The sequence below is a fragment of the Nonomuraea sp. NPDC004186 genome, from assembly GCF_053603495.1.
This window is the reverse complement of sequence record NZ_JBSGFQ010000001.1, coordinates 80,130-94,702: the sequence shown is the minus strand read 5'-3', so window position 1 is coordinate 94,702 and position 14,573 is coordinate 80,130. Positions and strand designations below refer to the sequence as shown.

At 72.1% G+C, this 14,573-nt stretch carries 11 protein-coding genes; 2 read left to right on the top strand and 9 right to left on the bottom strand.

Annotation, left to right across the window (positions count from 1 at the left end):
• The first annotated feature begins 15 nt into the window (after positions 1 to 15).
• Positions 16 to 888 (top strand): ROK family protein, encoded by an 873-nt coding sequence (locus ACWEPL_RS00410; RefSeq protein WP_452434444.1) that lies wholly within the window; start codon positions 16 to 18, stop codon positions 886 to 888.
• Here ACWEPL_RS00410 and ACWEPL_RS00405 read toward each other — a convergent pair.
• The 7 genes from ACWEPL_RS00405 to ACWEPL_RS00375 all read right to left on the bottom strand — a co-directional run bounded on the left by ACWEPL_RS00405 (position 877) and on the right by ACWEPL_RS00375 (position 11,614).
• Positions 877 to 2,811: an acyclic terpene utilization AtuA family protein gene (locus ACWEPL_RS00405; RefSeq protein WP_452434443.1), complete on the bottom strand. Its 1,935-nt coding sequence runs from the start codon at positions 2,809 to 2,811 to the stop codon at positions 877 to 879. The genes ACWEPL_RS00410 and ACWEPL_RS00405 overlap by 12 nt on opposite strands.
• Positions 2,808 to 3,569 carry an enoyl-CoA hydratase-related protein gene (locus ACWEPL_RS00400; protein ID WP_452434441.1) on the bottom strand — a complete coding sequence of 254 codons (762 nt, stop codon included), beginning with the start codon at positions 3,567 to 3,569 and terminating at the stop codon, positions 2,808 to 2,810. The genes ACWEPL_RS00405 and ACWEPL_RS00400 overlap by 4 nt, the downstream gene beginning before the upstream one ends.
• Positions 3,566 to 5,440 (bottom strand): ATP-binding protein, encoded by a 1,875-nt coding sequence (locus ACWEPL_RS00395; RefSeq protein WP_452434439.1) that lies wholly within the window; start codon positions 5,438 to 5,440, stop codon positions 3,566 to 3,568. The genes ACWEPL_RS00400 and ACWEPL_RS00395 overlap by 4 nt, the downstream gene beginning before the upstream one ends.
• Positions 5,437 to 6,969, bottom strand: a complete 1,533-nt coding sequence (locus tag ACWEPL_RS00390; protein ID WP_452434667.1) for an acyl-CoA carboxylase subunit beta — start codon at positions 6,967 to 6,969, stop codon at positions 5,437 to 5,439. The genes ACWEPL_RS00395 and ACWEPL_RS00390 overlap by 4 nt, the downstream gene beginning before the upstream one ends.
• Positions 6,970 to 7,022: 53 nt before the next feature.
• On the bottom strand, positions 7,023 to 7,661 hold the full coding sequence (locus ACWEPL_RS00385; protein WP_363965389.1) for a TetR/AcrR family transcriptional regulator: 639 nt from the start codon (positions 7,659 to 7,661) through the stop codon (positions 7,023 to 7,025).
• 67 nt (positions 7,662 to 7,728) lie between these two features.
• Positions 7,729 to 10,047 (bottom strand): protein kinase domain-containing protein, encoded by a 2,319-nt coding sequence (locus ACWEPL_RS00380; protein ID WP_452434438.1) that lies wholly within the window; start codon positions 10,045 to 10,047, stop codon positions 7,729 to 7,731.
• A 205-nt stretch (positions 10,048 to 10,252) separates the two neighbouring features.
• Positions 10,253 to 11,614 carry an FAD-binding oxidoreductase gene (locus ACWEPL_RS00375; RefSeq protein WP_452434436.1) on the bottom strand — a complete coding sequence of 454 codons (1,362 nt, stop codon included), beginning with the start codon at positions 11,612 to 11,614 and terminating at the stop codon, positions 10,253 to 10,255.
• A 100-nt stretch (positions 11,615 to 11,714) separates the two neighbouring features.
• Here ACWEPL_RS00375 and ACWEPL_RS00370 point away from each other — a divergent pair, with 100 nt between their 5' ends.
• Positions 11,715 to 12,284: a hypothetical protein gene (locus ACWEPL_RS00370; RefSeq protein ID WP_350722230.1), complete on the top strand. Its 570-nt coding sequence runs from the start codon at positions 11,715 to 11,717 to the stop codon at positions 12,282 to 12,284.
• Between the two features lies 1 nt (position 12,285).
• Here the strand turns inward: ACWEPL_RS00370 and ACWEPL_RS00365 are convergent, their stop codons facing one another.
• Positions 12,286 to 13,491: an aminotransferase class I/II-fold pyridoxal phosphate-dependent enzyme gene (locus tag ACWEPL_RS00365; RefSeq protein ID WP_452434434.1), complete on the bottom strand. Its 1,206-nt coding sequence runs from the start codon at positions 13,489 to 13,491 to the stop codon at positions 12,286 to 12,288.
• Between the two features lie 95 nt (positions 13,492 to 13,586).
• The gene (locus ACWEPL_RS00360; protein WP_363965381.1) at positions 13,587 to 14,414 is read right to left on the bottom strand and encodes a TIGR03619 family F420-dependent LLM class oxidoreductase; all 828 of its coding nucleotides are present in this window, start codon (positions 14,412 to 14,414) and stop codon (positions 13,587 to 13,589) included.
• Positions 14,415 to 14,573: the final 159 nt, after the last annotated feature.

Here is a 14,573-nt window from a genome sequence, read left to right as displayed (position 1 = left end):
GGGGACGATGGCACGATGGCACGATTGGATTACGTCGCTGCGGTCGATGTCGGCGGTACCACCTTCAAAGGCGGATTTGTCGCCCGAGACGGGACAATTCTGCATTTCGAGCGACGTGCGACGCCTCGCGGCGCCGACCAGGTGATCGCGGCCATCTCCGCCTTCGTCGCCGACCTCGCGCGGCCCCGCGCCGGGCGCCGCCCGCTCGCCGTGGGGCTGGCGGTGCCGGGGCTGGTCACGCCCACCCACGCCGTCTACTCCGCGGCCTTCGGGTGGCGGGACGTGCCCGTCTCGTCGTTCGCGGACGTGGACCTGCCGGTGGCGCTCGGGCACGACGTCCGCTCGGCCGGGGAGGCCGAGCTGGCCTTCGGGACGGGCGGGGACGACGTCCTGTTCCTCCCCATCGGTACGGGTATCGCGGGCGCGGTCGTCCTGTCGGGCTCGCTGTACGGGGGAGCCGGGGGCTTCGCCGGGCAGATCGGTCACATCCCGGTCCGGCCCGACGGCCTGGCGTGCGGGTGCGGGCAGCGCGGGTGCCTGGCCGCGTACGCGTCGGGCGGGGCCATCGCGGCACGCTACGGATCGGGCACCTCCGCGGACGTGGTGCGCCTGGCCGCCGAGGGGGACGAGCGGGCGGCGGAGGTGTGGTCGTCGGCCGTGGACGCGCTCGCCCTGGCGCTGGCCACGTACACCCTGGTGCTCGACCCGGCGCGCATCGTCATCGGGGGCGGGGTCTCGCTGGCGGGGGACGCGCTGCTGGCGCCGCTGCGGGAGCGGCTGGCGGGGCGGCTCGCCTTCCGGCGGACGCCGGAGGTGGTGGCGTCGTCCCTCGGCGTACGTGCCGGGCTCCTCGGGGCGGGGCTGCTGGGCTGGCGATCAATCTCGTAGGAGCGGAGGTATGTCCACCTCCTTCGCCCGCAGCTCCTCGCCCAACGCCTTCGCCTGCGGGTCCATCCTGGGACTCGCGGCCACGCCCCTGCCGAGGAGGCCGTGGATGACGAAGTTGAGCGCCTTGATGTTGGGGAGCTCGTAGCGGTCGACGCGGTGCGGGGCGAGGGCTGGGAGGAGGCGTTGGAGGGTGTCGGGGGTGAGGTGGGCGGCCAGCCAGTCGTACCGTTCCTGGGTGTCGGCCCAGACGCCCAGGTTCGCGTTCCCGCCCTTGTCCCCGGACCGCGCCCCGGCGATCCACCCCAACGGCACCCGCACCTGAGCCCCGACCACCGACGCCTGGCCGGCTGTCTGGGGCCCGACCGCGGACGCCTGCCCCGCGCCTGAGGGCCCAAGCCCCTGCCCGCCGCTCCCGGCCCTTTGCCCGTCGTTTCCGGTGGCGCTCTCGGCCCCTTGGCCACCGTTCGTGGGCGCCGGGCCGCGTGGTGCCGCGTCCCGCCGACCCGGCGCTGAGAGGACGGCCGGTGCGGGGCGCGGGGTGGCGGCTTCGGCTGCGTCGCCCGCTTCGCTCGCCGTCTCCGCCGCGCCTGGAGGCCGGAGCCCCTGACCGCCGCTCCCGGTCGCGGGCCCGGCTCCTGGCGTGTCGGGGGTGGTGGGAGGGAGTTCGTTGCCGTTGAGGAAGATCCGGGGGCGGACCTCCGAGGCGGGGACGAGGACGGGCCAGTAGACCCCGTACGGCGTGGCGTTGCCCGGTGGGGTGAGGGCGTAGAAGCCCGGGTAGCTGGCGAGCCCCGTCTCCACCACGGCGGAGGAGAACGCGCGTCCCGCCCGGCGTTCGTCGGCGTCCATGACGGTGATCCGCAGCAGGCCCGAGTCCGTCAGCTCCACGTCCACCCGGTCGAACGAGTCCCGGGGGACGCGGGCCCAGAGGGCGTCCTGGGCGGCCCGGGCCTTGGCCTCCACGTCCAGGCCCGTCAGCACCAGGGTCATCGTGTTGCGATAGCCCGCCAGGTAGTTGACGGCCACCTTGAGGGTGCCGGGTGGCGGCTCACCCCGGACACCCGAGATCAGGACGCGGTCGGGCCCGTCGTTCGTGAGCGTGATCGTGTCGAAGCGGGCCACCACGTCAGGCCCCAGGTAGCGCGGGCCCCCGAGCTCGTACACGAGCTGCGCCGTGACCGTGCCGACCGAGACCAGCCCGCCGGTGCCGGGGTGCTTGGTGATCACGGCGGAGCCGTCCGCGTTCAGCTCGGCGATGGGGAAGCCGCAGTGCGCCAGGTCCGGTACGTCCTGGAAGAACGCGTAGTTCCCGCCGGTCGCCTGGCAGCCGCACTCGATGACGTGTCCCGCCACCACCGAGCCCGCCAGCTGGTCCAGGTCGCCCGGCCCCCACCCGTACCGCCAGATGCCGGGGCCGGTCACCAGGGCGGCGTCCGTCACGCGGCCGGTCACCACCACGTCCGCGCCCGACGCGAGGGCGGTGGCGATGGGGCGGCCGCCGAGATAGGCGTTCGCGGTCAGGGGGGTCGCGGTGAGGGGTTCGCCGGTGTCGGCGTTGGTCAGGTCCAGGGGGCGGCCGGTGAGGTCGTCGCCCGTGATGTGGGCGATCGTAGGGGAGAGGCCGAGGCGGGTGGCCAGGTCGTGTACGGCCTCCGCGCAGCCGGCCGGGTCCAGGCCGCCGGCGTTCGTCACGATTTTGATGGATTTATCGAGACAAGGGCCCAGGACGTCCTCCATCTGCCGGAGGAACGTCGGCGCGTACCCGGGGCGGCCCTTGAGGCGGTTCCCGGCGAGGATGAGCATGGTCAGCTCGGCCAGCCAGTCGCCGGTGAGCACGTCGATCGGCCCGCCCTCGACCATCTCCCTGGCGGCCGAGAGGCGGTCGCCGTAGAAGCCGCTGCAGTTCGCGATCCGCAGCGTCATCGGGCGGCCCACCTGGGCGGCCGCTTCTCCCTGAACGCCGCGATGCCCTCCTGGCCCTCCTCCGAGGTGAAGCGCTCGGCCGACAGCTCGGTCATCCGCCGCAGCCCCTCCTCGAACGACAGCGCGGGCACCTCCCGCACCATCCGCTTCGCGATGGCCAGTGCCTCGGGGCCGCCCTTGATCAGCAGATCGGTGTAGTGCGCGACCGTCGCGTCCAGTTCGTCCTCCGGGACGGCCCGCGAGAGCAGCCCGATCTCCGCCGCCCGGGCCGCGTCGAACACCTCGCCGGTCAGGAAGTACTCGGCCGCCGCCCGGGGCTCGACCCGGCGCAGCACCGGCACCGAGATCATGGCGGGCACGACGCCGAGCCGTACCTCGGAGAAGGCGAAGGACGCCGTCAGCGGCGCGATCGCGAAGTCGCACGCCGCCACCAGGCCCAGGCCGCCCGCCCGCGCCGTGCCGTTCAGCCGGCAGATGACCGGCTTCGGGCTCTCCCAGATCAGCGTGAGGACGTCGGGGAACGACGCCGTCACCGCCGCGCCCGAGGCCTTCTGCTCCTTGAGGTCGGCGCCCGAGCAGAACACGTTCCCGGTGCCGGTCAGCACGATCACCCTGGCCTCCGGCTCGGCCAGCGCCCAGTGGAACCGGTCGGACAGGTCGGCGAGGAGCCGTACGGACAGGGCGTTGCGGTTGGGCGGCGAGTCCAGCGTGACGGTCGCGACGCCCGCCGCCAGGTCCTTGTGCACCAGGCTCGTCATGCAGTCTCCTCCTGGATGATCGCCAGCACCGCGCCCGCTTCGACCTGCCGGCCCTTTTCGACGTGTACGTCCGACACCACGCCGTCGGACGGCGCCGCGATCCGATGCTCCATCTTCATCGCCTCGAGCACCAGCACCGGCTGCCCCTTCGTCACCCGGTCGCCGGGCTCCACCTCGACCCGGAGCACGCTGCCCGGCATGGGGGCCAGCAGGGAGCCGGGCGCGACGTGCTCGACCGGCTCGGGGAGGCGGGGGAGCGGGGTCAGCTCGGCGCACCCGCCGACGTGGTCGACGTAGACCTTGCCGTCCTCGTCGTAGCGGGCCACCTCGAAGGTGTGCCGGACGCCGTCGCGTTCCAGGATCACCTCGTACGGCTCCGCGCTGATCACGGTGACGCCCTGGGGGAGCGGGTCGTAGACGACCTCGGCCTCCTCGAAGCGGGCCCGGCGGGGCTGGGAGCGCACGTTGCGCCAGCCGCTCGGGAGGCCCGCCAGCACCGTCGCCCGGCGGCGGTTCTCGGCGGCCATGGCGAGCGCGGCGGCCAGCACCGGGAACTCGCCGGGCCCGTCCGGGGAGCTGCCGTCGAGAGGGCCGCCGGGGGCGAGGAAGCCAGTGTGGGTGTCACCCGCTCCGAAGGCCGAATTTGTCAGGATTTTTACCAGTAAATCGCGATTTGTCACGACCCCGTGGAGCTTCGCCCACCGGAGCGCCGTGACCAGCTTCCGCACCGCCTCCGCTCGTACCCGCCCGTACCCGATCACCTTCGCCAGCATCGGGTCGTAGTACGGCGAGATCACCGACCCGGACTCCACCCCCGAATCCACTCGCACCTCCCCGGAGACCTCGAACCGCCGCAACACCCCGCTCTGCGGCAGATAATCCCCGTCCTCCGCATAAAGCCGCACCTCCACGGCATGCCCGGCAGGCTCGGGCGGCGTCGCGGGCAGGGCGGCTCCCTCGGCCACCTCGAGCTGCAGCCGCACCAGATCGACCCCGTAGACCAGCTCGGTGACCGGATGCTCGACCTGGAGCCGGGTGTTCATCTCCAGGAACGCCACCCGATCCCCCTTGACCAGGAACTCCACGGTCCCGGCCCCGACATAGCCGATCTTCCGCGCGGCCCTGACCGCCGCCTCGCACAGCCGCTCCCGCAGCTCGGCCGAGATCCCCGGCGACGGGCACTCCTCGACGACCTTCTGGTGCCGCCGCTGCACGCTGCACTCGCGCTCGCCCAGCGTCCACACCGTGCCGTGCCGGTCGGCCAGCACCTGCACCTCGACGTGCCGGGCGTTCTCCAGCAGGGGCTCCACGAACACGGTCCCGTCGCCGAACGCCGACGCCGACTCCCGCCGCGCCGACTCGACCTCCCGCGCCAGCTCCCCGGCCTCGCGGACGATCCGCATGCCGCGCCCGCCCCCACCGGCGGACGCCTTGACCAGGACCGGGAACTCCCCGGGCGCCTCCGGGTCGAGCGAGGGGAGCACGGGCACGCCCGCCTCCGCCATCAGCCGCTTGGCCTCGACCTTGGACCCCATGGCCGCGATGGCCTCGGGTGGCGGCCCGGCCCACACCAGCCCGGCGTCCAGCACGGCCCGCGCGAACTCCGCGTTCTCGGACAGGAAGCCGTATCCGGGATGCACGGCGTCCGCACCGGAGGCGCGGCAGGCATCCAGGATGCGGCCGATGTTCAGGTACGTGTCGGACGGGCGGGCGCCCGGCAGCCGTACGGCCAGGTCGGCCTCGGCCACGTGCGGCGCGTCCGCGTCGGGGTCGGAGAAGACGGCGACCGTCGAGATGCCGAGCGACCCGCAGGTGCGGAAGACGCGGCGGGCGATCTCGCCCCGGTTCGCGACGAGCAGGCGGGTGATCATGGCCGGAACACCCCGAATCCCGCCGGTTCGGGCACCGGCGCGCTGTTGACGGCCGACAGGCACAGGCCCAGGACGGTACGGGTGTCGCGCGGGTCGATGACCCCGTCGTCGTACAGGCGGCCCGACAGGAAGAACGGCAGCGACTCCGCCTCGATCTGGGCCTCCACCATTGCGCGCATCGCCGCGTCGGCCTCCTCGTCGTACACCTGCCCTCTGGCCTGCGCGGACGCGCGGCCCACGATGGACAGCACCCCGGCGAGCTGTGCCGGGCCCATCACCGCCGACTTGGCGCTCGGCCAGCTGAACAGGAAGCGGGGCTCGTACGCGCGCCCGCACATGCCGTAGTTGCCCGCCCCGTACGAGGCGCCCATGACGACGGTGAGATGGGGGACGGTCGAGTTGGACACCGCGTTGATCATCATGGCGCCGTGCTTGATGATGCCGCCCTGCTCGTAGTCCTTGCCGACCATGTAACCGGTCGTGTTCTGGAGGAACAGGAGCGGAGTGCGCGACTGGTTCGCGAGCTGGATGAACTGGGTGGCCTTCTGCGACTCCTCGCTGAACAGCACGCCGCGCGCGTTCGCCAGCACGCCCACCGGGTAGCCGTGGACGCGCGCCCAGCCGGTCACGAGGGAGGCGCCGTACAGCGGCTTGAACTCCTCGAACTCGCTCCCGTCCACCACGCGCGCGATCACCTCGCGGGGGTCGAACGGCACCTTCAGGTCCTCGGGGACGATCCCCAGCAGCTCCTCGGCCGGATATCCGGGCTCCCGCGCCGCCTGCGGGCTCATGCCCTGCTTGCGCCAGTTGAGGGAACGGACGATCCGCCGCCCGATCCGCAGCGCGTCGTGCTCGTCCTGGGCCAGGTAGTCGGCGAGGCCGCTGGTCCTGGCGTGCATCTCGGCCCCGCCCAGGGACTCGTCGTCCGACTCCTCCCCGGTGGCCATCTTCACGAGGGGCGGGCCGCCCAGGAACACTTTCGCTCGTTCCCGCACCATCACCACGTAATCGCTCATGCCGGGCACGTACGCGCCGCCTGCCGTGGAGTTCCCGAACACCAGCGCGATGGTCGGAACGCCCGCCGCCGACAACCGGGTCAGGTCACGAAATATCTGGCCACCCGGGATGAAGATCTCCTTCTGCGTCGGCAGGTCCGCGCCGCCGCTCTCGACCAGGTTCACGTACGGGAGCCTGTTGCGCAGCGCGATGTCGGCCGCCCGGAGGGACTTCTTCAGCGTCCACGGGTTCGACGCGCCGCCGCGGACCGTGGGGTCGTTCGCGGTGATCACGCACTCGACGCCCTCGATCACCCCGATCCCCGACACCATTCCGGCCCCGACCGGGAACTCGCTGCCCCAGGCGGCCAGCGGCGACAGCTCCAGGAAGGGCGAGTCCGGGTCGATCAGCAGCTCGATCCGCTCCCTGGCCAGGAGCTTGCCGCGCCTGCGGTGCCGTTCGACGTACTTCTCGCCGCCCCCGGCCACCGCCTTGGCGTGCTCGGCGTCGAGCTCGCCCAGCTTGGCGAGCATGGCCTCGCGGCGCCCGCGATAGTCGTCGCCCTCGGTGTCGAGCCTGCTCCTGATCACGCGCCTTCCTCCCGCCAACCTGACGTTCCCGTCAAACCGATGGCCCTGGCCCACAACCGCGTCAGGTGATCGACCGCCACCTGCTCGTCGGCCCGCTCCCCGAGATCCAGCCACACGTGGGCGAAGTGCTCCACCATCCCGCCCAGCATGACGGCGGTCAGCCGCGGATCCAGCTCCGGATCGGCCAGCCCCTGCTCCTGCAGCCGCTTCAGCCCCTCCGCGCCCCGCCGCACGAACACCTCCCGCAGCTCGAGCAGCAACCGCCCGAACCTCTCCTCGGACGTGGCCGCCTGCTCCACCATCCGCACCAGCCGCGAGTTCGCCGCCCAGGCCCGCAGGTAGAGCCGGTTGGCGGCCTCGATCCGGGCGTACGGATCGTCCGGGTCCGCCGCCGCGCCGACCAGGCTGGCCGCGAACATCTCCCCGACCACGGCCGCCGCGACCTCGCCGAACAGCGCTTCCTTGGAGTCGAAGTAGGTGTAGAACGTGCCATGGGACACCCGGGCCCGCCCACAGACGTCGTCGATCCGCACGGCGTCGTACCCGTGCTCCTCGAACGCCTCCCGCCCAGCCTGCAGGAGCGCGGCCCGCGTCCGCCTGCCTCTGGACGTCGGCACAGAAGACCTGACGATCACGTCAACTACGCTAACGCAAAAAGGGCCCCGTACAAGGGGCCCTTTTCAGCGGGATGTCGTCGTCAGGTCAGGTGCAGTGGCTCCAGCCGGACTTCCAGCTCTGTGACGAGAACGTACCGCCCCAGATTACGCACTTGCCCTTGGCGGGCAGGCGGATCGGACCGGAGTAGGCGCTGAACTGGCCGGGATTGCTCGCGCTGGAACCACCCTTGACCTGAAGGATCGCGTTCATCGCGACCTTGCCGGTATATACCAGGCGCGACAGGGTGACCACGCAGTTCTTACCCGCACTGGAGTTGTAGAGCAGGTAGACCGTGGCAGCGCTCTCGCCCAGCACGCGAGAATCGACGATCTTGTACCCGGCGCCACACAGGCTGGCGGCATTGTACGGGTTCGGCTTCGGCGCGACGGTCGGCTTGGAGGTGGGCTTCTTGGTCGGCTTGGGGACGATCGTGCTCGTCGGGCCGGAGGACGGCTCGCCGTTCGAGTCGCTCTGCGTCGGCTCCACCTCGGGGTCGACCATGTCGGACGACTTCTTCTTCGTCTTGGTCTCGGACGGCTTGGGCGTGGGCTGCGGCCGCTTCGTCGTGGTCTGGGGCTGGGGTGCCTGGGTGACCGGGTTCGGGACCTCGGCGATGGGTTCCGGCTGCTTGGTGTGCTTGGCCTTCTTGCTCTCCGTCGGATCGATGCTCAGGGTGGGCACCGACACCGAGGTGTCCGTGGGCAGCGGCACCGGGGTCTGGTCGCCGGGCGGCGGGTCGACGGGCTGGCCGCCGCCGGAGCCGTCGCCGCTGGTCTTGTTGGAGGAGTTACCGACGGCCACCACCGGGACTTCCTTGGTGTTGGCCTGCACCACCACGGCGCCGACGACCACGAGGAGGGCGGCGGCCGCGGCTCCGGACAGGGCGAGCGTCAGCGTGCGGCGCTGCTTCGCGGGCGCGCTGTCACCGGGGCCCGACGGGCCGCCGGGACGGGTGGGACCGCCCTGCGCTCCGGGCCTGCCCGGTCCGCCTGGCGTTCCCCCCTGGAAGGGCGACTGGCCCTGAGGCGTGCCGGGGCCGTGCGGCGGCATCCCGGGCGCGACAGCACCGTGCTGCGCGGCCGCACCGTGCTGCGGTGGCATTCCAGGTGCGCCCGCACCCTGCGGGCCGCCCTGAGGCGCTTGAGGACCGCTCTGAGGCGTCTGCGGGCCGTTGCCGGGCATTCCGGGGTGGGAGCCGACCGGCCCGGCGGGCATACCCGGCTGGGAACCGGCGGGCATCCCGGGCTGAGGCGCACCGGGGGTCCCCGGACCACCGGGCGTTCCGGGCATACCAGGTGTCCCCGGCTGCTGGGTGCCCTGGGGCTGGTTGCCCGGCATGGGGGACGCGGCCTGGGCGGTGGTCGCGGCGGGGCGGCCGTATGCGCCCGTCTGCGGGACGGGCGGGACGGGGCCGGTGGGCTGGGTCCAGGGGCCCGGGTAGACGTCCTGTCCCTTCGCCGCAGGGGCGCCACCCTCCACGCCGGCACCGGCCGCGGCCGCGGCGCCGCCGATCAGCTGCTGGCCCGTCACCGGCTCGATGGCGGACTTCGGGGCCGGCTGGCCGGTGAGGCGGACGATGAGCTCGTCCGCGCTGGGTCGCTGCGCGGGGTCCTTCGAGAGGCAGAGGCCGACCAGCTCCCCGAGCATGCCCTCCATCCGCCCGAGCTCCGGCTCCTCGTTGAGGATCCGGTTCATCACCACGGGAATGGAGTCGGCGCCGAAGGCGGGCTTGCCCGTCGCCGCGAACACCATCGTGACGCCCCAGGCGAACACGTCGGCCGCCTCCGACACCGCCGCCCCGCTGAGCTGCTCGGGCGCCAGGTACGAGGGCGTGCCCATGGCCATCCCCGTGGCCGTCGCGCCGGGCGAGTCCAGGGCGCGGGCGATGCCGAAGTCGATCACGACGGGACCCTCGGGCCCCATCAGGACGTTGGCGGGCTTGAAGTCGCGGTGCAGGATGCCGGCGCGGTGGATGGCCGCGAGCGCCGTGGCCGTGCTGATCGCGAGCCGTTCGAGCGCCGCGCCCCGCCGCGGCCCCTCGTTGATGACCATCTCACGCAGCGACGGCCCCGGGACGTACTCGCTCACGATGTACGGACGGCTGCCATCCAGGTCGGCGTGGAGCACTGGAGCGGTGCAGAACCTGGCCACCCGCTGTGCCACCGCCACCTCGCGCAGGAACCTCGTCCTGGCGTCGGCGTCGGCCACCAGGGCGTTGTGCAGCAGCTTGACCGCTACCTGCTCCCCGGAATCGCTCTTACCCAGATAGACAACGCCCTGGCCGCCCTCGCCGAGCCGGGCGACGATTTCATACGCCCCCAGCCGCCGCGGGTCGTCCGCCGCCAACGGCTGGAACTGATTCACGTCGGACCCCCATTACAACCCATTAGATGGGGCAAAACGCTACCAGCGTGATGGTTGGGACGTCTGCCGGACCTGTCAGAAGTTTCATGTTTTGACGAAGGAAGTCAGGCCGCTGTAAGCCCTTCGTCGCAGGTCGGACGGGCTTCGGGCCCCAATGTCACGGCTTGGTCAAGGTGCCCACAGTCCGAGATTCTCCAGGCCAGAGCTAGATCGCCTTGCCCGGGTTGAGGATCCCCAGGGGGTCGAAGACCGCCTTGATGCCCTGCTGGACCTCGGTGACCACCGGCCCCGACTCCAGGTCGAGCCAGCGCCGCTTCAGCAGGCCCACCCCGTGCTCACCGGTCAGCGTGCCCCCGAGCTCCAGCGCGCGCGTGAACACCTCGTCCGCCGCCGCCCACACCTCCGCCGGCGGCTCGGGCATGCCGCGGTCGAAGATGAAGACCGGGTGCAGGTTCCCGTCGCCGGCGTGCGCGACCGTGAGGATCTTCACCCCGTGCCGCGCGGACGTCTCCTCGATGGCGGTGATCATGTCCGGCAGCAGGGACCGGGGCACGCACACGTCCTCCACCAGGCACGCCCCGAGCCGCTCCTTGGCCTGGTAGTCCAGCCGGCGCAGCTTGATCAGCTCCTCGGCCTCCTGCGGGCTGGAGGACACGGCCACGAAGGAGGCGCCGTTCTCCAGGCACAGCCGCTCCATGCGCTCGACCATGGCCTGGCTGTCGGTGGCGTCGGACTGGCCGATCAGCGTGGCCTGCGTGTCCGCTTCGAGCCCGATGTTGAGCCAGTCGTCGAGGGCCTCCAGCGAGGCGCGGTCGATCAGCTCCATGAGGGACGGCTGGCAGCCCGCCGCCATGATCGCCGACACCGCCGCGCCCGCGTCCCGGAGCGAGCCGAACTCCGCCGCGAACGTGGCCGGCGGCGCCGTGGGCGCCCGCTTGAGCCGGACCGTGGCCGCGGTGATGACGCCGAGCGTGCCCTCGGAGCCGACGAACAGGCCGGTCAGGTCGTAGCCCGTGACGCCCTTCATCGTGCGCCGGCCGGTGCCGATCACGCGGCCGTCGGCCAGCACCACCTCGAGCCCGAGCGCCGAGTCCCTGGTCACGCCGTACTTCACGCACCGCAGCCCGCCCGCGTTCGTGGCCAGGTTGCCGCCGATCGTGGAGATCTCGTACGACGAGGGGTCCGGCGCGTACATGAGCCCGTGCTTCCTGGCGGCCCTGTCCAGGTCGGCGGTGATGACGCCGGGCTCGACGACGGCGATCTCGTCGGCGGGGGAGAGCTCCCTGATCGCGTTCATCCTGGCCAGCGAGAGCACGATCGAGCCGTCACCGGCGACGGCGGCCCCCGCCAGGCCCGAGCCGCCGCCCCGCGGCACCACGGGCACCCGGTGCTCGGTGGCCCACCTCAACGTCGTGACCACGTCGTCACGCGAGGCGGCCAGCACCACGCCGAGCGGCTTGCCCGGCGCCACGAACGTCCGGTCACGGGCGTAGGAGTCGATCACATCCGGGTCGGTCAGGACGCGACCTTCGGGCAGAGAGCTCACCAACGCATCAATCGGCTTCACACCATGCACTTTAGGTGGAAACCACTCGGCCGGAGGGTCCGGCCGGACACGCTCCGCCTCCCGGTTTGCGCAGGTCGTTACTTAAGGCCAAACTGCCCAGGTGGAAGTCAGGTGCCCGGTGTGTTCGGAGACCGACCAGGTCGCCGCGGTCCCCGGAGCGGTGGCCTCCGGGACCACGTACAAGATCGGCAGAGTGCGGCTGCCCGGCGTGCGCGAGGTCGCCGACCTGCCCACGGCGGCGGCGCTGGGCGCCTCGAAACACGTCATGAGCCGTACGCAGCTCGCGGTCTGGCTGTCGTTCCCCAGCCGCCACTACACCCCGTGGGCCAGAAACCAGGGCTATCTCCTGCTCCTTGTGGCGGCCCTGGTGCACCTGGTCGTGTCGCTGGTCATCGCCATGGGCCAGGACCCCAAGTGGGGCGAGGTGCTGCTCGCCCCGTTCTGCCTGACCGGCCTGTTCTGGGGGCTCGGGCTGCTGAACGTGCTCGGCTCGTACGGCGCCAGGAAGCGCGACACCCTCGAGGCCCCGGCCAGGGAGAAGGCCCTGGCCGTGTGGGAGGGCCTCTATTACTGCGCGCGCGACAACGTCGTGTTCGAGCCGGGGGTCGGCGTCTCGTTCCATCCGAGCGAGACGCGCGAGTACATCTTCGGCTTCAGGAACGGCCGCTAGCTCAGCCCAGCTCCTCCGCCACCGCGCGGGCGCAGACGGCCAGGCCCTCGATGGCCTGCTCCAGCTCGTCCAGCCCGGGGAAGGTCGGGGCGATCCGGATCGTGCGGTCGGCGGCGTCCTTGCCGTACGGGTGCGTCGCGCCCGCGGGCGTCAGCGCGATGCCCGCGGCCTTGGCCCTGGCCACCACCTCGGCGGCGTGCGGCACCTCCAGGCTGATGAAGTAGCCGCCCGCGGGGCTCGTCCAGGTGCCGAGGTCGCCGAGCCGCTCGGTCAGCACCTTGTCGACCAGCTCGAACTTCGGCCCGATCAGCTCCGCGTGCCGCCGCATGTGCGCGGCCACGCCCGCCGGGTCGCCCAGGAACTCTACGTGGCGGAGCTGGTTGAGCTTGTCGGGGCCGATGGACTGCTTGCCCGTGTTGTGCAGGAACCACTCGACGTTCGCGGGCGAGGAGCCGAAGAAGGACACGCCGGAGCCCGCCAGCGTCACCTTGGAGGTGGAGGCGTAGACGAACACGCGGTCGGCGTTGCCGTGCTCGGCGGCCAGAGTCAGCAGGTCGGCCAGCTCGTCCGGGGTGTCGGTGAGGTGGTGCACCGCGTACGCGTTGTCCCAGAAGATCCGGAAGTCGGGCGCGGCGACCGGCATGGCGGCCAGCCTGCGGACCGTCTCGTCGCTGTAGGTGACGCCGGACGGGTTGCTGTACTTCGGCACGCACCAGATGCCCTTGACGCTCGCGTCGGCGGCCACCAGGCGCTCGACCACGTCCATGTCGGGGCCCTCGGCGTTCATCGGGACGGGCACCATCTTGATCCCGAACCGCTCGGTGATCGTGAAGTGCCGGTCGTATCCGGGGACCGGGCACAGGAACGTGACCTCCGGCTCCTCCACCCACCGCCGCGCGGCGCCCGGCACCTTGGTCAGCAGCGCGTGCACGATCGTGTCGTGCATCAGGGCCAGGCTGGAGTTGCCGCCGACGACGAGCTGGCCGGCGGGCACCTGGACCAGCGGCGCGAACAGCTCGCGCAGCTCGGTCAGGCCCTGCAGGTTGCCGTAGTTGCGGCCGTCGGTGCCGTCGGCCGCCCGGTAGGACGTGGGCAGCTTGAGCAGGTCGTTGGAGAGATCGAGCTGGCGCGGCGACGGCTTGCCCCTGGTGAGGTCGAGCGAGAGCCCTCGCTGGACGAGGGCGGCGTAGTCAGCCTGAGCAGTCACGGGATCTTCTCCTCCGAAGTCGGGTCCGGCTACGAAGGATAGAAGACCTCACCCGGTGAGCCCGCGGATATCCGCAATGTGGGACATGTGGCGCGTCAGGCGAGGAGGCGGCCGGGGGCGTTGCGGCGCAGGAAGTCCTCCACCTCCGGCAGGGACAGCCCGGGGCGGTGGGCCAGGATGAGCCGGTCCACTCCCGCGTCCGCGTAGGCGCGCACGGTCCCGGGGTCGAGGGGGCGGGCCGGGGTGACCGAGACGTGGAGGCTGGTGCCGGCCGCCGCGGCCTCGGCGCGTACGGACTCGATCTGGGCCGCCGCCGCCCGCAGGCCCAGCATCCAGCCGTACCAGCCGTCGGCCAGCTCGGCGGCCCGCCGGTGCGCGGCGCGCGTGTGGCCGCCCATGACGACCGGCACGCGTCCGAGCGGGCGTGGGTGGGCGTCGACACCCTCGAACGACACGTACCGGCCGTGGAAGGCGGGCTCGTCCTGCTCCCACAGCGCGCGCATCGCCCGCAGGTACTCGGCCGTCCGCTCGCCGCGGCCCTCCAGGGGCACGCCGAGCGCGCGCAACTCCGGCTCCAGGTAGCCGGCCACGGCCCCGAACACCAGCCGTCCGCCACTGAGCACGTCCACGCTCGCCAGCTGCTTGGCCAGCACCAGCGGGTCGCGCTGGGGCAGCACCACGCAGCCGGTGGCCAGCAGGATCCGCTCGGTGTGCGCGGCCAGGAACGCCAGCGAGACCACGGCGTCCAGCAGCGGCGCGCCGGGTTCGAGCGGCGAGGGATCGACCCGGGGGCTGGGCAGGACCACGTGGTCGGCCGTCCACAGCGAGTCGTAGCCCAGCTCCTCCGCCAGCGCGGCGATCCTGGCGGCGCCGCGCCGGTCGGCGCCGGCGTAGCCGTTGGGCAGGTGAAATCCGAGCGTCATGGGCACGCCTGGAAACGCTAGGCCGGATTCAACCGATCCACCAGCGACGATCACGCATGGGTCGCATGCCGCCCCCGCATGTCAAACCTTCCGGTGCGAATGTCAAAGAACGTCTTCCCGAGCGGCGCTGCTTGGCGTGGAATGGGTAGATCGGGGCAG